The 21442-nt window shown below is 52.6% G+C and carries 20 protein-coding genes; 18 read left to right on the top strand and 2 right to left on the bottom strand.

Annotated features, from left to right (window positions below):
* Positions 1–4 precede the first annotated feature (4 nt).
* The 6 genes from PsAD5_RS07600 to PsAD5_RS07625 are packed head-to-tail and all read left to right on the top strand — an operon-like array spanning position 5 to position 4910.
* Positions 5–517, top strand: a complete 513-nt coding sequence (locus PsAD5_RS07600; protein ID WP_153040771.1) for a hypothetical protein — start codon at positions 5–7, stop codon at positions 515–517.
* A gap of 7 nt (positions 518–524) precedes the next feature.
* Positions 525–842, top strand: a complete 318-nt coding sequence (locus PsAD5_RS07605) for a TrbC/VirB2 family protein (RefSeq protein WP_063291655.1) — start codon at positions 525–527, stop codon at positions 840–842.
* A gap of 10 nt (positions 843–852) precedes the next feature.
* On the top strand, positions 853–1176 hold the full coding sequence (locus PsAD5_RS07610; RefSeq protein WP_063291656.1) for a hypothetical protein: 324 nt from the start codon (positions 853–855) through the stop codon (positions 1174–1176).
* On the top strand, positions 1173–3530 hold the full coding sequence (locus PsAD5_RS07615; protein ID WP_063291657.1) for a VirB4 family type IV secretion system protein: 2358 nt from the start codon (positions 1173–1175) through the stop codon (positions 3528–3530). Before PsAD5_RS07610 ends, PsAD5_RS07615 begins: the two co-directional genes overlap by 4 nt.
* 46 nt (positions 3531–3576) lie before the next feature.
* Positions 3577–4131, top strand: coding sequence for a hypothetical protein (locus PsAD5_RS07620; protein ID WP_063291658.1), 555 nt, complete (start codon positions 3577–3579; stop codon positions 4129–4131).
* Entirely contained in the window at positions 4131–4910 is a 780-nt protein-coding gene (locus PsAD5_RS07625) for a hypothetical protein (RefSeq protein ID WP_063291659.1), read from the top strand. Before PsAD5_RS07620 ends, PsAD5_RS07625 begins: the two co-directional genes overlap by 1 nt.
* Before the next feature lie 23 nt (positions 4911–4933).
* On the opposite strand, the gene PsAD5_RS27810 is transcribed toward PsAD5_RS07625, so the two are convergent.
* A complete protein-coding gene (locus PsAD5_RS27810) occupies positions 4934–5539 on the bottom strand; it encodes a hypothetical protein (protein WP_153041347.1) in 606 nt (201 codons plus the stop codon).
* 22 nt (positions 5540–5561) lie between these two features.
* Between PsAD5_RS27810 and PsAD5_RS07635 the strand changes: the two genes are divergently transcribed.
* From PsAD5_RS07635 to traI, 11 genes are all read left to right on the top strand, one after another.
* Positions 5562–6611, top strand: a complete 1050-nt coding sequence (locus tag PsAD5_RS07635) for a hypothetical protein (protein WP_063291661.1) — start codon at positions 5562–5564, stop codon at positions 6609–6611.
* A gap of 5 nt (positions 6612–6616) precedes the next feature.
* Positions 6617–6796, top strand: a complete 180-nt coding sequence (locus PsAD5_RS07640; protein WP_063291662.1) for a hypothetical protein — start codon at positions 6617–6619, stop codon at positions 6794–6796.
* A complete protein-coding gene (locus tag PsAD5_RS07645; protein ID WP_063291663.1) occupies positions 6789–7568 on the top strand; it encodes a VirB8/TrbF family protein in 780 nt (259 codons plus the stop codon). Before PsAD5_RS07640 ends, PsAD5_RS07645 begins: the two co-directional genes overlap by 8 nt.
* Entirely contained in the window at positions 7565–8551 is a 987-nt protein-coding gene (locus tag PsAD5_RS07650; protein ID WP_063291664.1) for a TrbG/VirB9 family P-type conjugative transfer protein, read from the top strand. Before PsAD5_RS07645 ends, PsAD5_RS07650 begins: the two co-directional genes overlap by 4 nt.
* Before the next feature lies 1 nt (position 8552).
* Positions 8553–9692 (top strand): TrbI/VirB10 family protein, encoded by a 1140-nt coding sequence (locus tag PsAD5_RS07655; RefSeq protein ID WP_063291665.1) that lies wholly within the window; start codon positions 8553–8555, stop codon positions 9690–9692.
* A 15-nt stretch (positions 9693–9707) separates the two neighbouring features.
* A complete protein-coding gene (locus PsAD5_RS07660) occupies positions 9708–12443 on the top strand; it encodes a hypothetical protein (protein ID WP_063291666.1) in 2736 nt (911 codons plus the stop codon).
* A 140-nt stretch (positions 12444–12583) separates the two neighbouring features.
* Positions 12584–13522: an ATPase, T2SS/T4P/T4SS family gene (locus PsAD5_RS07665; RefSeq protein ID WP_063291667.1), complete on the top strand. Its 939-nt coding sequence runs from the start codon at positions 12584–12586 to the stop codon at positions 13520–13522.
* Entirely contained in the window at positions 13522–15579 is a 2058-nt protein-coding gene (locus PsAD5_RS07670; RefSeq protein WP_084405924.1) for a type IV secretory system conjugative DNA transfer family protein, read from the top strand. The genes PsAD5_RS07665 and PsAD5_RS07670 overlap by 1 nt, the downstream gene beginning before the upstream one ends.
* A gap of 51 nt (positions 15580–15630) precedes the next feature.
* Positions 15631–16929, top strand: a complete 1299-nt coding sequence (locus PsAD5_RS07675; RefSeq protein WP_063291668.1) for a DUF5710 domain-containing protein — start codon at positions 15631–15633, stop codon at positions 16927–16929.
* On the top strand, positions 16926–17288 hold the full coding sequence (locus PsAD5_RS07680; RefSeq protein ID WP_063291669.1) for a hypothetical protein: 363 nt from the start codon (positions 16926–16928) through the stop codon (positions 17286–17288). The genes PsAD5_RS07675 and PsAD5_RS07680 overlap by 4 nt, the downstream gene beginning before the upstream one ends.
* A 3-nt stretch (positions 17289–17291) precedes the next feature.
* Positions 17292–18431: a TraI/MobA(P) family conjugative relaxase gene (traI, locus tag PsAD5_RS07685; RefSeq protein ID WP_063291670.1), complete on the top strand. Its 1140-nt coding sequence runs from the start codon at positions 17292–17294 to the stop codon at positions 18429–18431.
* Positions 18432–18504: 73 nt separating this feature from the next.
* Here traI and PsAD5_RS28810 read toward each other — a convergent pair whose 3' ends face one another.
* Entirely contained in the window at positions 18505–19431 is a 927-nt protein-coding gene (locus tag PsAD5_RS28810; protein ID WP_063291671.1) for a M48 family metalloprotease, read from the bottom strand.
* Between the two features lie 552 nt (positions 19432–19983).
* Here PsAD5_RS28810 and repC point away from each other — a divergent pair.
* Positions 19984–21414 (top strand): plasmid replication protein RepC, encoded by a 1431-nt coding sequence (gene repC, locus PsAD5_RS07695; RefSeq protein WP_063291672.1) that lies wholly within the window; start codon positions 19984–19986, stop codon positions 21412–21414.
* The last annotated feature ends 28 nt before the right edge of the window (positions 21415–21442 follow it).

Consider the following 21442-nt stretch of genomic DNA (forward strand, 5'->3'; position numbering starts at 1 on the left):
GGCTATGACACCCGATTCGGAGCAAAATCAGGCAAATTTCGACTTTATAGATTCGGATCTGTCAACCCCCATGGGCGGCGCTCAGATCTCCTCGCTTGAAGATGTTCGTGCTTTGATCGCCAAAAAACATGGTGGTCAGTCCATGGGATCAGACGATCCGATCTGGATGCTCTACTCGCTGTTTGAGGTCTTTACCTCGGATTTGTCGGTGCTCCTTTCCGAGGTGGAAACCCGACAATCCGGCGAACGAGACAAGCTCAAAGCACTGGTTGGGGAGAGCGCAAAGATCCTTTCTGAGCAGATGCAGGGCGAATTATCGCGTTTGAGCGACACGCTCGGACAAATCCGCCAAAACGTTGAGGCCAGCTCAATTGAGGGTCTTTTGAAGCAGCAGTCTCAGTTCTCAAGCGAACTTGGAGATCTCACATCTAAAATCAAACGCTTTTCATCGCCGCTCTATTTTTTCACCGCTCTGAACTGGCTTGCCGTTGGAGCTCTTTATCTGATCATGAAGTAGGTTTGTCATGTCCTCATCTAAGAATTCAAAGTCGTTTCTTACCCGCGAGGTCAAACTCGTTGTCTTTGCTGTTCTGCTTTTAAATCCGACGCTCGCCTTTGCCGGCGCGGACTGGGCAAGCCCAGTTGTTACAACATTCGGCTTCCTTGAAAGCGGCATGGTTCAGATCGGTGCTGTTGTCGTTGGCCTTGGTGTGGTGGCCTTCGGTGCTTGGTCGGCCATGTCTGGCAGCATGCGCTGGGAGAGACTGGTCAACTACGTCATCGCAGCTATCATCATTGTAGCCGCCCCAACGGCTATCCGCGCCCTTGTTAATCTAGCCTAAGGGGGCGGGTATGCGAGTGCAGAACGGCGTTTATCGGCACCTTCAGTCACCCTCGACCATCTTTGGCATGCCGCCATTGTTTGCAGCTCTTGCGTTGGGTGGAGTGTTCTTTGTGGGCGCAATCTTAACCCTGGTGATTGATCCGCCGCTCGTCATGCTTCTCTGCATTTTCTCCATTCCCCCAGCCCTTGCCTTCACCATCGCCTTGCGCCGCAAGGATGCACATTGTGAGGCAACACTGTTGCTGCCTCACACCTTCTTCAAAGGCAATCAAGCCCGCTGCCTCATCGTCGGCGGGTCTTCAAAGACAACGACAAAGGGCAAGACAAAATGAGCCTCCTTCTTTCAACAGCAGCGACCCTGGGATTTGCAGGCGGCGCGGCCATGCTCGCCAATAAGGTATTGCGTCAGGATGGGGAGGGCAGTTTTGAGCAGGACTGGCTTGCAGATGAGCTGGACTTTGACGTTCTTTTTGAAGACCGCACCACCATTGCCCTTAAAGATGGAACCTTGTTCCGGGTGTTCAGGCTGAAAGGCGTTTCCTACGACACTATGAGTTTTGCGCAGCAGGAAACGCTTGCCCGCCAGCGCAGCAACATCCTGCACCAGCTTGGATCAAGCGGATCAGCGTTTCGCCTGATGGCCGTCAAACGGCTCAAGGACATTTCCTTTGAGGCGGACTGGCCCTCTCCAGCCTTAGCTGAAATCGGCAAAGCAGAGCAGGAGCTTTACAAGCATGCCTACTCCATGAGCTGGTATATCCTGCTGGAAGCAACCACCTTTGAAACTTTGAACAAGCATTGCAAGGCGCTTCTTAACGGGTTTGAGAACTACCAGGTCACGCCGGTTGAGGCGGCAAAGGATCTTGATGAGCCGTGCGAATTAACCGCGTTCCTAACCTATCTGGTGTGCGGACATATGCCGGACAATGCAAAGCGCGTCAGCCGGTCTATTAACGCCAACCTGCCCGCCTGTGATCTGATCATCAACAAAGACGGGACGATCCTCACCCAGACCCCGCTCAAGCACATTCATAAAACCATTGGCGTGAGTGAGTATCCAGATAGTGTATCGGGCCTGATGATCTCCAGGGTGCTGGCCTTGTCTGCAGAGCTGGAAGTGATGCAGGTCTGTGTACCGCTCAGTTCAGAAAAGACCATTTTAGAATACACCCGCAAGAAGGCAGAACAGCTCAACAGCTTCTTAACCTCCGGGGCTATGGTCACAGAGCTTTCTCATGCAACAGAAGCGCTCACCAACAGCACGAACACCATGTTCCAGACCCAGCTTCAGTTCACAGTCAGAGCGCGCACACAAGAAGAGCTGGATGAGGTGCTCGACCAGATCTCGGCGATTTTGAACACGCGCCGCGTCAAACATACGATCGAGACGGCACCAGCTGCCAATTGCTGGTTTAACCGGCTGCCCGGACGAGACAAGCTGGTGCGCAAACTGCGGTTGATGGACTATAACGTGGCCGCGCTCTGGCCGCTGCAATATTCCCCCGAAGGCATGTATTCATCGCCGTTCGGGAACCGTCCTTTGCGTCTGTTCAAGACGCCAACAGGCCAGAACTATTCCTTCCAGTTCCATATTGCAGATAAGCCTCAGGCGGCAGGGCACTACCTGATCTTTGCCCCGACCGGCACGGGTAAATCCACCCTGATCATGCATCTGCTTGGCGGGATCGCCAAGTTTGCAGGCGTGCGCAACTACGTCTTTGACAGTCTGGAGGGCGCGCGGTTCATGAGTGAGGTCATGGGCGGACAGTACCAGTCCTTTGACCAGCTCTCCCTTAACCCGCTTGATTGTGATCTTGACAATAAGAGCGCTCGCCAGCGGGCCGCGACCATGATGCGGATCATGCTGGGCGACCAGTATGTGCAGGAGATGGACGACCAGATCAATGACGTGCTCGACTTTGCAAGTGTCATGGATCGGGGGGAGCGCACGTTCGACAGCATTTTCAAAGCCGCTTTTCCCTCAAACTCCGATATCAAGCGCGCTTTCACCAGGTGGGTGAAGGATGAGCGGCTTGGAGAGGGGGCTTATAGCCATATCTTCAACGCCCCCCATGACAGCATCCGCACTTTTTTGGAGCAAAGCCATCTGGTCGGCATTGATATGACCGAGCCGCTTAAAGACCCGCTGCTTGGCCCTGCCTTGGTTACGCATATTTCCAGTGCGATTTATGAGGCGGCCAAGGTCAACCACAAGGGCTTTTCTATCTTTGTCGATGAAGCGGCCAATCTGCTCCGCAATGAAGGCTTCCGTCATCTCGTCGGGCAGATGTTCATGGAATACCGCAAACTAGGCGGTGTTGTCGGGCTGGCCTTCCAGAACCCGGAAGCGCTGGTGGAGTTTGAAGGCTCGGCCAAGATCGTCAACAACGCCCCGAACCTTATGTTCATGGCTGGCTGTGGTGGCAGCGATAAAGCCCTTGAGCCGTTCAATCTGAGCGAGGATCAGATCGCCTTCATTCGCGGGGAAGGGGATCTGGCAGGAGGCCGTCAGGTTCTTCTGGTCAAGCGTGATCTGGCTTCTGGATACAATGAGAGCACCATCATTGATGTGGACCTTTCCGGCCTTGGGGATGCCTTGCGGTTTTATCGCTCAGGCACCGGACCAATGGCAGAACTTCGCAAAATTCAGGACGTGTGGGGCGAGCAATGGCTCGCTCATGTCTAACAGCACATGCAGGACTTAATCATCAAAGCGGCGGGAACAAAGTAAAATGAATGCATCTAACGGGACAGGTTCAAGACACTCCTATGACCATAAGACTGACTGGTCGGACGATCACTATTCTTGTGGTGAATATTACGAGGATGAGGACCTTTATGACGACAACGGCTTAGACGAGGAAGGCTTAGACGAGGAAGGCGTTGAGGAGGAAGGATCTGCTGATGAAGATCTTGTAGACGAAGATCTCCATCAGTACCGGCCTTCGTGGGGTGCTGTCATGGTGGCCTGCCTGACCTGCTTTGCTCTGGGATCATTCCTCTTCAGTGGGGCCGATGAAAGCGACATAGAAAATAGACTGTCCCGGCTGGAAGGAGCAGTTCATCTGGTTGCATCTGTGACGCCTATGCCTTTGTCTGCGACCTCGTTGACTGCGCAGCCTGTCATTATAGACCCTCCTGTCATCATTGATCGAGAGGCAAACCGGTTGGTCGCACCTGAAACGATCTTCAAAAGAGAGGCGTTGGCTTCTGAGACAATTTCTACGCCGTTAAAACCAATCGGGCAGATCAAACTTGAACTGGACGCAGACGGGGAGGCGAGCTGATGAGAGCCAACCGGTTTATTGCCGTCTCCATGCTTGTCCTCTCGCTGAGCCTGATACCCGGCGTCGGTTTTGCTGCCCGTCCCGTCATTGATATCAAGGCCATCGCAGAAGCCAAGAAGCAGATTGCGCAGATGAAAGAACAGATCAAGACGCTCAAAGAGCAACTTGATGTGGTCAAGGATGTGCGCGCTGGCATTGACGATACGCTTAAGAGCATTGGCGAGGTCACCAAGATCTCGATCCCCTCCATCAACTTCAGTGACATTACCGGTCAGATCATGTCGGACAATTCCTGCCTGGTTCCCGACTTTGAAAGTCTGATGCCGGATGTGAGCTTTGATGAGATGGATATGGGCTCGCTGTGCTCACGTTCTGATGCCTATCAAAACGGTCTGGTGGCTGATCCCAAAGACATAGAGAGCATGCCTTGGTCGGAAAAAGAAAAAGCCCAGAACAGTGTTAAAAAAGCCCGCCTCAGTACGGTGGCCGATGCCTCGTTTAAAGGGCTGGCGCAGGCTGATATGGCGCAGGAAAACGCGGTTAAAACTCTGGAGGCGGCGCAAGAGCTCAAAAGCGAGGGAGCAAAGGCACAAACAGTTAATGAGCGCCTGCAGGTGCTTATTGAAGTTAATTCTGCCCTGCTGCAAAGCCAGTCCCAGACCAATCAGCTGCTTGCCCAGCTTCTTAAAGTGTCTTCGGCACAGTCGATTATTCAGGGCGTTCCATTGGAGAGCGAGCTGGCAAAGGACGACATGAAGAAAAAGGGAGGCTCCTCATGACCTCCCAGACCTTCACGCTTAGCTCAATTGCTTTGCAGGAATTCAAGCCTGCCTTCGCGTTTCAGCCGCTCATAACCAACCTTTTTCCATGCGCCCGGATCGGGCCTGTGCCAGTTGGGAATGGCGCAACCGTCCATGACAAAGCCAAGAACGCGGGTGTGCCTGTTGCAGTAAAAGCTCTCAAAGGCTTCCCAGTCCTCTGCATGCCACGGGGCTCTGCGCGAAACATATCCATCCCATGCCATTTCCAGCAAAGTCAGATCACGGTACCGGGCAATGGCGTCCTGATCCGGGCTTTGTACAAATACCTCCCGGTCCACCTGAGCGCGAAGTTCTCGTCCGGCCTTAGTCCACTGATTGTCTGGAATACTCATGTACTTGACCTTCCAGCGAGGTTTGAACTCGACCTTCGACGCCTGTTCAAAGGTTTTGTAGGCGCCCTTGTATTTGGCAAGCTCGGCCGCAACATCGGTTGGGCTCTTCAGGTTGTTCCAGGCCCATTGGACGTAAGCCAGATCAAGGAAGCGGGTGTCTTTTATCCCATCAAAAATATTGGTGGAGCCCTTCCCTTTGAGAACAATGGAACCCTTCAAATGATCGAGATCGGGCGCAGCCTGGGCCGCACTCACAAACCCCAAAAGGGAGAAGGCTATGAGTGATGCCTGTATCAGCTGCCCCTTGATTGTTGAGTATGTCGATAACGGCAGTACATTCGTCAATAAATACATGGAAATAGCCTATGAGCCGATGCTGGTAATATTTGCCAGTCTAGCATGTTTATGGGCGGTTTGGCAGGGATTTAAACTGGCTACAGCCACCACGGATTTAACCTGGGTCGCCTCCCAGTTTGTGTTCTTGTTCTTTGGTTTTGGCGTGCTCACGGCCCTCAAATTCGGCCTTGCCGGAATGATCTATGAAGCGACCACGACCTTAATGTTCGGTATCCCAGGTGCGCTCATGGGGGCTGGCAGTGGCGCGGATGCCATCACCGGCCTTGTCACCGAGCTGGAAGCTGCCTTTACCCAACCCTTTGCAATGGCAAAAACCATGATGAATGGGGCAGGGTGGTTAGAAAAATTCGGGATCGTGCTCTTTGTCGCCGCGCTGATGCTGCCCTTCATCATCATGATGATCGTGTTCGTGGTCCATGTGGCAATCGGCCTGTTCCGGATCATGATGGTGTGCTTGCTGGCCCCTTATGTGATCTCCATGGCTGCATTTCCCTTTGGCCGTGAGAAAATCGGCTCCGGGGTCTCCACTCTTTTGACCTCAATCCTGACGCTGGTTGCAGTCACGCTGGTGTTCAAGCTGATTATTACTGGCATCGGCAATCTTATGCCGGGTGGTGAGCAAATCAGCTCTGATGTTTTAGATGATACCGCCTGGAAGGCTTACATCCTTGTGATCCTGACCGCGTGGTCGGGTGTGGCGCTGGTGCAGGAAGCAACCTCACTGGCCGGCACACTGGCACAAGTGACGCTCAATGCCGCCACTCCGGGTGCGATGATGAGCGGGGCAGCTCAAACAGCCGGGGCTTACGGCAAAGGCATTGCTGCTGGAGCCAAAGGCGGCTGGAGCGCTGGTAAGGCAGCGCTTGGCGTGAGTAATGCCACGCTCAGTGACAAAGCCGCTGACATGAGCCTGCAATCTGGCGGCAATCCCAATTCCAAAGCAACCGATGCCCTGAAATCAGAGAAGTAATTATCATGAGCAAACCGTTCCTCTTCACGCTTTCCCTTGTCTTGTTTCTGGCTGGCTGCGCCTCCAATGCAGAAATGCCCTACGCCCCGGTTGATACGGACGAAATGCGTCCCTCGCCCTGTGCCTGCGTAGATCTGGACTACCAGCCGCAAAGCTTTGAGTGGGTGGAGGCGGCCCATGTTTAAAAGAAGGCGGCAAGACAAGGGAAAGAGCGAGCCTAAGGGGGCACTGCATCAAGGACTTGCGGTCCCTGTTCAGGACAACGCGCCTGATGTGGGCGTTCCTGATAAAGACCAGGCACAGCGCAAGGCAGTGCTGGATGCAGATCCGTTCGCCTATAAAAGCGCCCATCGGCGCATGGTGACGCTGTTCAGGATCTCAGCCGGTCTCAATGTTGTTTTGGGCGTGTGTCTGGCGTTGGCCCTGCAGGCCATTGCGGTTGCCCTGCCCCTTAAGACGACGGAAATCGCGCTGCTTCGGGTTGATCCAGCAGATGAGCGGATTTACCGGGTCGAGCCGATCTCTGTTGAGGTGGATGGCTTTGAGTTGATGTTAGAGAAAATGGCACGGCGCTATGTGGCGCAGATCCTCGCCGTTGACCCGATCTCTCAAAGTTCGAGATTTCAGGAAGTCGCCACGTATTCCGATCAGGACTTTTACCGTCAGTTCTTGAAAGAAAACGAAGGCCGCATTGATGAAGCGATTGAAGATGGTTTGAACCGCTCGATCACCGTTGAAAGCGCCAACCAGGTCGATGCCTATGGCGGGATCTACCAATACGCCGTTGACTTCATCCAGACAGACAGGATCGGCAGGGCAAAGCCTGAGCAATCCAGACTTCGCGCCTATGTGGAAATGACCACACGCCCGCAAGAAGTCACCAGCGTGGAGCGGTTTGAGAACCCCCTCGGCATTCGCATCTTAAAATTGGCTGTTCAGGAAAGACCGACCACATGAGCCCCCGTATTTCTCTATTTCTTGTCACATTACTTGTTTCAAACACCGCTCTTGCCCAGACCTCATTGGATCGCGGTCCTCAAACACCAAACCAGCGGGTTGCGCAGGGTCAGCAGGTAGCGTCAAATGTTGCTGCCAGTGTGCCGCAGGATGCGCTCAAACAAGCAGCTGCACAGCGGCGCGGCCAGTTTGGTCCCCTGAACCGCACGACCGTGCCATTGGGCCAGATCCAGAAGGCCTGGGATAAGGCTGGCAAGGATGGCGGCGTTCACACGCAGGTTGAATGCGGAACCTGCGTTTACCGGGTCCGTCTTCGCGAGTTCATGCTCACCGTGATCCAGCTGCCTGAAGACGTTAAGATTAAAAACGCGGATGTGGCGGATGTGAACTTGTTTGACACCAAAGTGCGCAATGACACCACGTTGGTCATCAAGCCTTTGGCAGCAGGCGTTGACAGCTCCCTGCAGGTCTATGCTGAAGATGGCAGAGTGTTCAGTTTTTACCTGCGTGCAGAAACCGTCAATTCAAAGCATATTCCGGATCTGCAATTCAAGATCGAAAAACCCCGATTGGTGCAATCGGCTTTGATCGAAGTTGCAGCAGGGGGATCGCCAGTGCCCTTGATGAATATGCCTGCTTATACTCCCAAGGGCGACGAGACACAGAAGGTGCCGGGCGATTATGTCAAACGCGCCAACATTGACCCGTCCAAACTGCGCGGATGGGGTGAATACAAGCTTTGGGGATCTGACAACTCGTTAAAGCCGGAACTGGTGCTGCGTGATGATCACTTCACCTACATTTTTTACGGCGACAAATGGAATGATCTGGAGTTGCCGACCGCGTATGTGGTGGTCGATGGGATTGATGAACTGGTCAATACCCGCGTGTCCGGCAAGGCATACATCATTGAGAACACCAGCAAACTCATCACCTTAAAATCCGGTCAGTCCTACATGTGTATCCAGTACAAGGGTAACTAACATGAGTGTATGTGAGTTATTCCTTGCGGTTGGATTGAGTTTTGGTGGGGCGTGTGTCCCTGAGCCGGTTCTCTCTCGTGGTTTGCCTCCAAATGATGATGGTGTGTTTGAGTATAAGCGCCCACCGGCTCCAAAGCCGGTGATACCGCCAGCACCGCCGCCGCCGCGCATCATCATGGCTCCTCCCATCGTGGTTGAAAAGGAAGTCAGCAAGGACGCACCGCCCAGAACGATCATCAAGAAAGAATACATCACGGTTGAGAAGATCATTGAGCCTCCAAAACCCAAAGATCCCAGCCCGTTTGAGCTGGAACTGCAAGCAGCACGAGCCGCCCGCTTTGGGACACAAGGCTACATCACCTCGCGAGGTGTGTTGGCAAACGGGTTAGAGGGCAATGTTCCAGGTCTTGATGAAGGTCTAACGCGCACAGCGGCGCTCAACGTACCTCCTGCAGGTGGACTATCCGGTTCCTTCAGTCCCCCGGAAGGCATCGACCCGCAAAACAGCACCTACAAGGCGTCTGGCCGGATCTCCACCAGTGCGGTTGACAACAGTCGGATTGTGACAGCTGATCGCTACATCACCGGCATCATGGAAACCGGCATTAACAGCCAGCTTGCTGATGAGGGCACGGTCGTCATTCAGGTGAGCCGGGATGTTTACGGCTATCACGGGGCCAATCTTCTGGTTCCAAAGGGAAGCCGCATGATCTGCCGCTATGAGAGCGCCAAGAAGGTTGGACAGACCCGTATTGGCTTCCAGTGCGAGCGCGTTCTCATGGCTGAGAGCCGTGCTGAAATCTACCAGCTCAAAGCCAAAGTTGGTGATGCGCAAGGGTATGGCGGCATGTCCGGCCACGTCGATAATCGCTGGTGGGAGAAATACGGCACTGCTGTGACCACCGTTGCCATTGGCGCGGGCGTTGAATCTGCTGTCACCATGGCCTCTGCCTATGGCTTAGAGGGCTCCGACACGATTGCTTCTGCCCTGACAGGCATCTCGGAGAACGTTGGCGAGTTGTCGGCAAAGTTTATGGAAGACACGGTCAATTTAAGGCCGGTCATCCGTATTTCCCAGGGCACCAGAGTTCAGATCAGACCTGAATATGACTGGTACCTGGCTCCACCTACCCAGCAGTAATGTGAGGTTATTTAGATGCGGAATATTTTAAGACTTTCTCTGACAGGGGCCATGTTGCTGACAAGTACAGCAGCCGGGTTCTCCCAAACAGCGGCCCCTCCAACACCCGCCGCTCAGGCGGCCGGGGCAGGCAAGCAAGGCCAGATCGGTCAGCAAGGCCAGATAGGTCAGCAAGGAACGAGTGCGGCGCAGGCCACCGCTGCACTTCGTGAAAAGCTGTTTGCTGTTGCTGTGAAGCAGACCACACCCATTTTTGAGGGCAAAGCGGTTGAGCTTGCCCTGCAGATCAAGAAGGCTCCTCAGTTCACCGCTGGGGTCAACAAGGATGAGGTTTCCGTTGCCGGTGTGAGCGCAGAGGGCTTCTCCCAATATGTCATGCATGATGGGAAGAAGATCGGGCAAGCTGTGCTCACACGTCTGACAAAGGGCGAGCGTTTTGTTGAACTCAATGCAGAAAACTTTTCTTCTCAGTTCGACGTTGAAGAGGATGTGATTGATCCGGAAGAAACACTTGATGTATCGGGCAATGAAGAAGAGCTGATCGCAGCGCTTAAAAAGCTCAATGCGCAAGAAGAGCCTGAGGACGACAAAGACAAGGACAAGGAAGAGGACGAGGAGAAATACGAGGACGTTGAGCGCGATGAGAACGGCGGGTCCGGTGCCGGGTCAGGCTCTTCAGATGGTGGTGAGACGCCTGGTCAGAACGGCTATGAAACACCTGATCGCAAAGAGGTGGAAGAAAAAGACGCTCCTGAGGATGTGCCAGAAGAAATCCGTGTGACCTTTGAGGGGTGCTCGCCGGTCATTGACCGCAATCAGGGACAAGTGCGGGTTCAAAGCAAGACGCAAACGCTCAAAAAAGGCATTGTGGTTGAGGAAAGCGCGTGTTCAGACAGCGGGACCAATTTCACGATCCAGAAAAGCGGGGCAACCTGTGATGACAAGATCGATGTGACTGCCCGGATCGCAAAGCCGCAATATCTCGAATATTACGTCAACAGCCAGCAGGAGCGCATCCAGCTTTCTGATTGTCAGCCTGATCCCGATACAACGTTCTCTATTACCGAGGATGACAGCTGCCCGATTGATATCGATCTGGAAGCGGGTATGGCCTATATTGAAACCTCCATGGTCTACACCGATGGCAACAACAATCTGCAGACCGTTCGTAGTTGTGAACGCTCTGAATTCTACCAGCCAATCAAGATGGCGCAGGTCACAGACGGCTGTTCCATCCGTCATGATTTCGGCAATTCCCTTTCAACTGAAATGGCGATGTGGATCTATCAAAAGGACGATCAGTTCTTCCAGGCCTCTCCTTGCTCGGTGACTGAAAACACCTATCCGCATGAGAAGGTCTTTAAAAAGAACGGCGTTGATATCTGCCAGACCATGGTGGATCTGAGCGGGCGCAGGGCAATTCCTCAGTACCGCACGCAAATTACAGTGGGCGGCGCTTCTCAGTATATTGATCAGTGCACACCAGATTCAAATGCCTCGATTGAAATCAAATCCACCACAGAAGGCTGCATCAATCCAGCCGAGTTCAATCACGACATTGCAGCTGGTGTCTCTTATGGCCTTGAACGGCACTATTTTGAGAACCCGACCCGTGAATATGTAAGTTCCTGTCAGCAGGGCGGGACAACATACGTTCACAATGTGGATGTGTCGTCGTGGAAGCACAATGACGAGAAGAAGGTGGCACAGCCGCTTTCCGATGTGTCGATCAATGTAGCCGGTCAGGTCTACCCGATTGCTTCAAACATGATGCTGCCTGGGGCACCTGAAGTTGCTTACACCAAGCTGGAAACAGAATCCGAGCAGGTTGCTTCAGGACGTTACTTTGAGGGCTGTTATGCCTTTGTGCCAACCAGGCTGACAGATGTTTTTGAGCGTCCGGACAGTACCCGTTTGGAGGTTCCATTGGGGGATGGGGACGTTTTTGAGGAAGGTTATCAGTGCAAGCCAACCATTGAAGGGTGTATCAGTCCTGCGGACTTCACGCATGATTTTGCAGCTGGCGTGTCTACCGGACTGGAGCGTTTTTATTACACCAATCCAGACAGGGTTTATGTGGGTAGCTGCCAGAAGAGCGATACGAATTATACGCATATCGCTGAGACATCTTCCTGGAAATATGATGATCCCAAGCGCAAAGCACGGCCACTGTCTGACGTTTCGATCAGAGTGGATGGCTTAAGTTACACCATTGCAACTAAGAAGCTTCTGCCTGGCGCACAATACGTTGCTTACAAGAAGAAGAGTGTTGAAGAAGATGAAGACACCTCAGAGCGTTATTATGACGGATGTAATGCGATGGTTCCTGTCAAGCGTAAACAAGCTTATGAACGGCCAGATGGAAGCAAGCATTATGTGGCTGTCAGCGACGGCACTCCTGTGAATGAAGGTGATCGGTGCACCTATCAGCAGGAGATCGAAGAGCGCTGGGTGAGTGTGTCGTTTACGAGCAACCGTGCAAGTTGGGGCTATTTAGAGGACAAAGATAAGAACAGGGCTTACTCTAACGACGGCCCACATAGAAACGGTCCATACACAGCAACTGGTGCCAAAAGAAGCAATCGTTGCAACACTGCTACATTCACAGCAACCAATCTCTTTAAGACCTATACGCGGGATAAAAAGACTAATCCGGCAGGTGAAGTATTCTATTCAAAGTGGAAGACGGTTTCACAAAGAAACACGTCTAATACCGTGACCTCAAGAGGGGATGGCGGCGAAGAATGCTGATGAACGTCTAAGTATACGCAAAGGATCTGGCAGGCCGAGGTCATGGATCTGCCAGATCCTCCTTAACTCTTAAAACGCAAGCAACACCAATGGTTTGAAAGTAACTCCCAGAGGCAATCCTCAGGGTGAATGGGTAAGTTATGTCTGATCGACTGATAATGAAGCTTATGGAACCTTTAGCTGAACTCTACAGCGATCCTAATGTAGTTGAGCTGCGCCAGATGCGGCCTCGGAAACTCATTCTGGAACATCGCAAGTCAGACCTGCAGCAGATCGAGACGCCAAATATCGGCTTCACCGAGATCCGGCGCATATGTCAGGCGCTTGCCAACTACAACGGCCTGAAGTTTTCTGAAAGTTCAAACCCCAATCTTTCCGTGTCGCTTCCAGAGCGCCATCGTTTTGAGTGTCTGATCGGACCGAGCACGCAGAACGGCCTTTCCATGGCGGTGCGTTGTAAGCATCCCTATGAGATCAAGTTCGAAGATCTGGGGCTTAGCCAAATGATCATCGATTACATTGGTGAAGCCATGCAGAAGCGTTGGAATATTGCGATATCCGGCTCCACCAACACTGGCAAAACAACATTCCTGAACAAACTGCTTGGCCTCTTGCCTGTCCAAGAGCGCATTGTGTCATGTGAAGACACGCCGGAGTTGGAAGTTGAGCGCTTCTGGAATGGATCTGCGCTGTTTGCAGCTCGTGAAGCCTCACAAGGCGCAGGCCTGAGAACATGGGAGCAACTGTTCAATCACAAAATGCGTATCTCTCCAGATCGCATCATCTTCTCAGAGATCTCTACTGAAAATGCCTTTCCAGCTTTGAACGCGCTTAACACCGGCGCAAAGGGTTGGATGTGCACGATCCACGCTGACCGTGCTGAGATGGTGGTTGAGCGGTTCCAGCACAACATCGATATGTCAGGCATGAACCTGACAAAGCCAGTCAGCGAGTACTTCGACACGTTGGTTGATGTGGTCTTCCATATCACTCGTTTTGACCGCGGAGTGCGTCATGTCACTGACATTTACGAGGTCAAAAACAACCGTTACATCCTCAAAGACGGGAAACCTCAGTGATGCATGTATTCCCTCGCGTTGTTGCTCTTGTCTCCATATTTGCCTTCATCGCCGTCACGCTTGCAGGGTGGTATTACACGCTCGCGTTTGATCCCACCGATGCCCAGTGGTGGAAATGGCTTTATGCCTTTTACATTGAGACCAATGAACTCCCCCATGAGATCCTGATCCCGTTTGGCGGCGGATTTGTCGCCATGATCATCATAATGATTGTCGGCCGCATCCTCATGGAACAGGCGGGTAACAAAACGGTCTCTGGTGAGCGCGATTCAGGCTCGCTGCATGGCACGGCACGTTTTGCTGAAGATGCCGAGATCAAGGGCATGGGCTATCTGCGCGGCAAAGGCGTTGTGGTTGGTGGTCTGGAAGACAAGTTCAAAAACGCGGCCATGCTGCGCCATGACGGACCTGAACACGTGCTTGCCTTTGCCCCGACCCGTTCCGGTAAAGGCATCAGCGTGGTCATCCCGACCCTGCTGACCTGGCCTGGAAGCACCATCATCCTTGATATCAAGGGTGAGAACTACGCGAAGACTTCGGGTTGGAGAGCGGCGCAAGGCCAGAACGTCTTTTACTTTGAGCCGACTGCAACCGAAGGCTCTGCCCGTTACAACCCCTTAGAAGAGATCCGCATCGACACCGATTTCCAGATTGGTGACTGCATGAACGTTGCCAAGATGATCATCGACACCTCCGGCAAGGGGCTTCAAAACTTTTGGGAACAGGAAGGGTTTTCGTGGCTGTCTACGGCCATTTTGCATGTGCTTTACCGGGTACGCAATGAGGAAAAGCGCAAGGCAAATCTGGCCGATGTGCTCCACTTCCTGTCAGTCGGTGATGATGAAGCCGGTGATGATGAGCAAAAGCTTGATGCGCTTGTTAAAGCCAAAGCGGAGGGCAAGAAAAAGGACGAGGACGGATTTGAAAAGCTGTTGCTCGACATGGAGGGCTATGAGCACGGCAATGAGGGTGCTGACAAGGAAGTCCGGCGCGGGGCATCACGCATGCGCAAGCGGGCAGCCAATGAACGCTCAGGTGTCTCGTCCACGGCCACGGCTCAACTTGCGATCTTTGCAGATCCGATCATAGCGCGAAACACATCGGCCTGTGATTTTACCATTCATGATCTGATGAACGCGGATCAGCCGACCAATGTTTATCTGGTCCTCTCGCCTGCTGAGATTGGGCGCATGAAGGCGCTTATCCGCATCATCCTCAATCAGATGCTCACGCGCCTGACAGCCAAAATGTCCCATAATGAGGGTGAGACGCTTTACAAGCACCGCATGCTTTTGATGCTGGATGAGTTTCCCCAGCTCGGCAAGCTGGACATTTTTGAAAGCTCGCTTGCCTTCATGGCAGGTTATGGCCTCAAAGCTTTCCTGATCACGCAGGATATCACCCAGCTTCAAAGCGCCTATACCCGTGATGAGAGCATCATCTCCAACTGCCATGTGCGCATCGCCTATGCACCTAACAAGATCGAGACGGCTCGTGTTCTGTCTGACATGACCGGCAAGACAACGGTGGTGCAACGCAAGCGTTCGGTGTCAAAGAATTTAGAGCGGGGCGGTGCCAGTCTTTCGGAAAGTGTTTCTGAGACCTCACGGCCTTTGATGACACCCGATGAATGCATGTTGCTCCCCGGTCTCAAATACGATGAAGACGGCAGGGTTACTGCCCCAGGTGAGGTGCTGGTGTTCACAGCCGGTAAACCAACCATCAAGGGCCAGCAATACCTTTATTTCTTTGATGAGGTGATGAACGCCCGCTCCAAACTGAAACCTTCTGGCAACGTCAAAGCAGGGGTTCAGATTGAGAGCGGCAACAGTGCTCACCCTGCTGAAGGTGCGCCGGCTTCGCCCGCGCAAGTTGGAACGCCAGAGCCCTCACCCAAGCCAGATATGGATAAACAGGTCGCGCCAGAGGTGATCCAGGAAGCTTTTGAGGCTGAGACTTGCAAATCCGGGACTGCAACTCAGAGCAATCCATTTCTTGGCCCCCTCAGCCGGGTTGCTGAAGGCCCGGCCACTGATAGCAAGGCTGGCGGCTCATGAGCTCAAAAGTTCTCATTCTTTCTGTCGTTTTAAACCCTGAGGAGATCCACCATGGCACAACGTGAGACCAAAGCCCCTGCCCGATCCAAGACACCCGTGCTTAAGCAAGGAAATGTGAGTGAGGCTGCAAACCGGGACAAGCGCGAGCGGACTTATCTGGCCGTTCCTTATGACGAGCGCGAGGAGGCTAAGAAACTTGGTGCCAGGTTTGATCGCAAAGCTAAGAGCTGGTTTGCGCCGACCGCTGAAATCGCGAAGGCAACGATGAAATGGTCGGTTGAAGGCAAAGCGCCTGCGGCTGAGCAAAAGCGCGATCCGGAAGGGGAGTTCAGCAAATGGTTAAGGTCTAAGAACGTCGTTCTTGGCGGCTTGGCACAGATGGATGGCAAGTGGCACCGGGTAAAAATTGACGGTGATCCAGACAAGAGTGCTTCTTATCGAGGTTTCCTTGAAGGTGGTGTTCCAAATGGGATGCTGCACAACTTCAGAGGCAAGCAAGAAAGGTGGGTTTTTGAAGACCTTAACCTTTCCAAAGATGAAATTCAGCGGGCCATTGAAGCTGGGAAAAAGGCATCAAGAAACCGGGATAATGAGCGCAGGCTGGATCAGGAAAAAGCTGCGAAGACAGCCTATGGGATATGGGCCAACATGACCGACTGGGCCAAGCCGTCAAACTGCGAGTACTTGAAACGAAAAAACGTCCTCGGGTTTGGTGTGAAGCTGGATAAAGACGCTCGCATGGTCATTCCGCTACGTGATACGGATCTTAAAATCCACTCGCTGCAGTTTGTTGGTGAAGGCAAACACTATCTCAAGCATGGCCGCAAAGAGGGGCTGTTCCATGCAATTGATCCAAAGCGTTACTTAAACGATGCGGAAAAGCCTGGACAGGGAGATACGCTTATCTTTGCAGAAGGCTACGCGACCGGTGCGTCCGTTCACAAACTCACAAATAAGCCAGTCATCGTGACATTTGATGCTGACAACCTGGTCAAGGTTGCCACAGCGCTGCGTGACAAATTCCCAGACGTGACCATGCTGTTTGCAGCTGATGATGACCATCATCTCACCACACGCGAAAAGCCTCTTCCCAATAAGGGAATGGAGAAAGCAATTGAGGCCGCGCAGGCCGTTGGCGGGTATGTGGTGCGCCCTCCCCTTAACAAGGCTGATAAAGCCAAAGGTCTGAAAGATTGGAACGATCTGACCACCGCGCGCGGCGAAGAAAGAGCGGCCTCCCAGTTCATTACGCAAGTCCGGTTGGCACGGAAGCTGGGAAACGCGCAGGAGCTTCAGATCGATACCACAAAATCTAAACAGCAAAGCTTTGAGCAGGAGATGAGCTTATGAAAATCGACAAGACAGGCTTTAAGTTCGGAAGAGGAAAGAATGAGAAAACGGCAGCGTTCAACCTTTACATGCCGCTCAGCGTGATTGCTGACATCAAAAAGCGGGCCAAAAAGCTGAACTGGAAATACGGTCATTACGTTGCCTACGTTTATGAAAACGTTGCCCATCCGGACCCGGCAAAACTAACCGCCATTGATGAGCTGAAAAAGGTCAATCACGACCAGGCGCGTTTGGGCAACCTTTTGAACGCTGGTCTGGCCGATATGGCGCTCAGGGCCAATCACGGCGAGATGGAAAAGCTCTTGCACGACATTCGCGACACGCAGAGCGCGCTCAAAGCAAAAGTATTGGCGCTCTGATCCATGATTGCACACAAGATAGACCGTAAATCCGGACAGAATTCTTTTAAGGCGCTGGCGCGTTATGTGGCTGCTGCCAAGGAAGACAATGAGAAGCTGGGCGATCTTTGGATTGAAAATTGCGAGCTGGCAAGCACCAAAGACGAACTGGAGCTTGCCATTGTCGAGATTGAAAACACGCAAAAGCACAACACCCGTGTGAAGGGCGACCGCTCCTATCACCTGGTGATCTCGTTTGCGGAAGGAGAAGTGCCCGAGCTGGCGGCATTGAAGGACATTGAAAAGTCCTTTGCCAAGGCGCTTGGCTTTGAAGAGCATGAGCGCATCATCGGCACTCACACCAATACAGACAACTACCACATGCACGTGGCGATCAATCGGATTCATCCCAAAACCTACAAGGTCCACACGCCCTATATGGATTTTGACGCTCTGGAGCGCACCCGTCTTGAGATGGAAGTGAAATACGGCCTGACCCGCACCAACGCCAAGGGCGAGGTGCTGGAGAAGACCAATCCAAAGGCAAGGGATTATGAGGCCAACACCTATGAGGTCTCCTTCTCCACTTATGTGAAGGATTACAAGCAAGAGCTTTTGAAGATCCGTGAAAGCTCTAAGACATGGCCGGAGTTCCATGAGGGCATCGCGGCGTATTCGCTGGAACTGAAGCAGCGCGGCAATGGCCTGGTGTTCAAGGAGCTGGACGGCCCGCGTTCGGAAAAAGCCAGCACGGTTCACCGTGACTTTTCTAAAAAGGCATTGGAAGACAAGTTCGGCCCCTATCAGGCAGCGGAGAAAGATCTCTCTCAGGCTAAGCGCAAGGACCGCTATGAACGCAGGCCGCTTTATGACCGGCACCGGGAAACCGATCTTTGGGAGAAGTTCACCGATCAGCTCAGTAAACCCAAGCGCAAACGCAAACACAGTTGGAAGTCGTTTCTAACGGATTACGCCCAGCTCAATCATGCGGCCATCGAGATGCTTAAAGGGGAAGAGGCCATGTTGTCCCTGATGGGACTTGGGTCAAGACGACAACCAGGACTGCTGGAGAAGCATTTTGGAGTGAAACTGCAAAAGCAAAAGCAGCACAAGGCTAAGCGGCCTGACAACGACAAGGTCAAAGACAAAGGCCGGGACAGATAAAGCGCCCTGCCCGACTTGCTGGTGGTGCTAGCGGCAAGAGGGACAGGATGAAGACTATGTTTGGCAAGGCATTTTAATGCTTGCGGAAGCGGGCGAGGAGATCCTCAGAGGGAGGAGCATTGAATTGGGCACGATAATCAGATCGCAGCTGCAAATTGTTATGACGCAGTTCAGTCGGGGGATGGGAGGTCAGGTAGTGAGCCATGATGTTCGTGCCGCCCCGTTCATCGCCTATGCTGTTAAAGACCTGACACATGCAGTCTTTTCCAAGCAGCATTTGAGCAAACTCATCGGCGCGATACTCAGCCATACGAGAGGTCAGGGCCGGGATACGATTTCCGATCCCGATAATCAGGCTGCAAGGAAAGAAGAAGAACATCACGACCAGATTGAGGATTGGTACACTTTTGAAGAGATTTGCAAAAAACAAAAGCACATTGAACGGCGTGAAGATTGCAGCCGATATTACCGCGTGTTTTGTGTCCCAATACCGCAAATGAGCTATCTCGTGAGCAAGAAGCCCAGCCAGTTCTTCAAGGCCGTGCTCGCGAAATTTGGTATCAAAAAGAGCGCCCCTATGGATGGCAATCCGGTTGCGGCCATAAGCGCAGGCATTGTAGCTTTTGTCGTCAACCACTCGCCACACAATGTGAGGCAGTTTGATGTTCTTGGTATCGGCGCTGTGTTGCAGATAGGCAAAAGCGGATTCGATCTGATCAAGCTCGCGCTGCGAACAGCGGCGCGCACCCAACCTGATATCATCAAAGAATTCAGAGATGCCCGGTATCGAAGCCAGGAACAGGATGAGCGTGAATTGGACGCAAAGAACAAACAGCTCGTTGACGTGAGGGACATGGAACGGCAGCAAGTCATAATTGTTAATGGCAGAAGTCACCGGGATCAAAGCATAAAACAAGATTACAAAAGCTGGAGCCGAAATCACGGCCCACGAAATAAACCAGCTCAAATCAATAGCTATGTGTCTGAATACTCTGCGCATTTGAATGTCCCTCCATTGGTTTTAGTTTACAAAACTCTGGGGGAGTTCTCAATGAAACTTGGGCATGTTCCATCTTTGTTCACAACTAACTCAAGTATAGTTAATGTGTTCAAGTAAAGGAGGGCATTATCAATAATGTAGTGATGCTCAATTAATAAGTAAGAATGAGATTAGTTTACTCGAAGACTTAGGGAAATCCATAGCTCTATTCGAAAGTCCTATGAATAATTGATCAGAAATCAGTCTTTACATGTGTGTAACACACAAGTCGATTAAACTTGTACTTTTTAAATCGAAAAGGGGTTTGTAACAATTGAATGAAATTTAGCGAAAATCTCAAGGATAAAAGCAATCAGGGCACTGCCCTATAAAAAAGTAAACCCTGGAAGCCAGGAGCCGCCAGGGAGAACAACATAGAAATCATGATTAGCACCTGAATTTCTATGTTGCCCTCCCATAAATTGCAAGAGTGAAGAACGCAATAATTTTTGCGAACAGGAGAACTCACTCTGAAATTGGCTCAACGCTTCCAGTGAAGACGGAATATTTGGAATGTTTATTGATGCCTATATGCCAGATGAGGCAGCGGCAGTGTTTGGAATCGGCAACACATCGCGCCAGCAGAATGAGAAGGCAGAAGTCGCGGCCAGAGGTTTTACTGGTCTGCCGGTCGGTGTGAGCCGGTGGGATGTGCTCTCGCTGGTGAAGAGGTTGCAACGCGAGCTTGGCTTGACCGCAACACAAGTTGCGCACCTGGAATTCCTCGTGGGCTATACCCGCGATCAGGATTGGCAGAGCGGCAGCAATCCGATTGTCTATCTGACGGTAAGCGCGACCGCCAACAAGCGTTCAATCTGCGAGCGCCAGGTGCTCAACATCGAGCGGGCCTTAAATCGTGCTGGTTTGGTGTGCTGGCACGACAGCGGCAACCTGCGCCGGTTCGGCCATCGCTCAGCAACTGGCGAGCTCCTGCAGGCGTTCGGTGTCAATCTTGCCCCTCTGGCCGCAAGTTACAAGCGCCTTTACCGCATGGCGCAAGAACTGGAGCAGCGCGCCCTTGTCTGGAAACAGCAAAAGACAACGCTGCTGCTTCACAAAAAGGTCTTAAGAGAGCAGCTGACCTTGCATCCAGACCACCCAGCTGCAGGGGATGCGCAAAAGCTGTTGCTGTCATTGCCGCGCCGTATCGAGGCGCGCTTGACCATCACCCAGCTGTTGCAATGGAGCAAGCAGTTCTTGCAGCTGATCGCAGCGTTTCATGAGGTGCGTGACCCCTCTTCCATTGACCAGATCGAGGACGATCCAGCAGCGGAATCCGAACCTCAAAACACCTTTGGTCGGAAGAAAACTTCCGACAGGTCGGAAATCCAGTTCCGACACATAAATACAAGCAATACAAAACAAACACTTTCTAACGAAAGAAGTAGTGAGCGGACACTGCCTGCCGGCAATGACTTGAAGATTGCTTTGACCGCTGACGCGGAAAGGGCTCTTGAAAAGATCGAGCGTGAAAGTGCTGCTCCAGCACGTCAACACCCGATTGCACATGAGGACAGGTCCAACTCGCCTCCCCTGCCCGGTCTTGAACCGCCTTCAGCACAAGCCGTGCTCCTGAGCTCCGGTATCGAGCACATCACGCTCAAACAGGTTTTAGCCTGTGCCAGTCCCATGCTGCGCGATATGATCCGCAATGCCTCAAAGAGCGGTGGTGCCGATTGGGATTCTGTCATCGAGGCCGCAACACTGGCAGCAGGATATCTTGGGATCTCAAAACCAGCATGGCAGGAGGCGTGCAGCAAACTTGGGAGCAGCGCGGCCGCAACGCTGATTGTGATTGCCGAGCGCCGCAGCACCGATCCGGCCACCACCATCAACTCCTATGGCGGCTTTGTGCGCGGCTGTCTGGCAAAAGCTAAAGCCGGGGATCTGCACCTTCAAAAGTCTGTTTTTGGCCTGCTCAGCAAGGCAAATCTGGATGAATAAGCACCTCTCAAAAAAAATGGGACTGTGC

This window comes from Pseudovibrio sp. Ad5 (assembly GCF_001623095.1).
Taxonomy (GTDB): domain Bacteria; phylum Pseudomonadota; class Alphaproteobacteria; order Rhizobiales; family Stappiaceae; genus Pseudovibrio.

Coding starts and splice junctions, on each gene's coding strand:
- PsAD5_RS07600 (WP_153040771.1), top strand. CDS start 5: ATGACACCCGATTCGGAGCAAAATCAGGCAAATTTCGACTTTATAGAT.
- PsAD5_RS07605 (WP_063291655.1), top strand. CDS start 525: ATGTCCTCATCTAAGAATTCAAAGTCGTTTCTTACCCGCGAGGTCAAA.
- PsAD5_RS07610 (WP_063291656.1), top strand. CDS start 853: ATGCGAGTGCAGAACGGCGTTTATCGGCACCTTCAGTCACCCTCGACC.
- PsAD5_RS07615 (WP_063291657.1), top strand. CDS start 1,173: ATGAGCCTCCTTCTTTCAACAGCAGCGACCCTGGGATTTGCAGGCGGC.
- PsAD5_RS07620 (WP_063291658.1), top strand. CDS start 3,577: ATGAATGCATCTAACGGGACAGGTTCAAGACACTCCTATGACCATAAG.
- PsAD5_RS07625 (WP_063291659.1), top strand. CDS start 4,131: ATGAGAGCCAACCGGTTTATTGCCGTCTCCATGCTTGTCCTCTCGCTG.
- PsAD5_RS07635 (WP_063291661.1), top strand. CDS start 5,562: ATGAGTGATGCCTGTATCAGCTGCCCCTTGATTGTTGAGTATGTCGAT.
- PsAD5_RS07640 (WP_063291662.1), top strand. CDS start 6,617: ATGAGCAAACCGTTCCTCTTCACGCTTTCCCTTGTCTTGTTTCTGGCT.
- PsAD5_RS07645 (WP_063291663.1), top strand. CDS start 6,789: ATGTTTAAAAGAAGGCGGCAAGACAAGGGAAAGAGCGAGCCTAAGGGG.
- PsAD5_RS07650 (WP_063291664.1), top strand. CDS start 7,565: ATGAGCCCCCGTATTTCTCTATTTCTTGTCACATTACTTGTTTCAAAC.
- PsAD5_RS07655 (WP_063291665.1), top strand. CDS start 8,553: ATGAGTGTATGTGAGTTATTCCTTGCGGTTGGATTGAGTTTTGGTGGG.
- PsAD5_RS07660 (WP_063291666.1), top strand. CDS start 9,708: ATGCGGAATATTTTAAGACTTTCTCTGACAGGGGCCATGTTGCTGACA.
- PsAD5_RS07665 (WP_063291667.1), top strand. CDS start 12,584: ATGTCTGATCGACTGATAATGAAGCTTATGGAACCTTTAGCTGAACTC.
- PsAD5_RS07670 (WP_084405924.1), top strand. CDS start 13,522: ATGCATGTATTCCCTCGCGTTGTTGCTCTTGTCTCCATATTTGCCTTC.
- PsAD5_RS07675 (WP_063291668.1), top strand. CDS start 15,631: ATGGCACAACGTGAGACCAAAGCCCCTGCCCGATCCAAGACACCCGTG.
- PsAD5_RS07680 (WP_063291669.1), top strand. CDS start 16,926: ATGAAAATCGACAAGACAGGCTTTAAGTTCGGAAGAGGAAAGAATGAG.
- traI (WP_063291670.1), top strand. CDS start 17,292: ATGATTGCACACAAGATAGACCGTAAATCCGGACAGAATTCTTTTAAG.
- PsAD5_RS28810 (WP_063291671.1), bottom strand. CDS start 19,431: ATGCGCAGAGTATTCAGACACATAGCTATTGATTTGAGCTGGTTTATT.
- repC (WP_063291672.1), top strand. CDS start 19,984: ATGTTTATTGATGCCTATATGCCAGATGAGGCAGCGGCAGTGTTTGGA.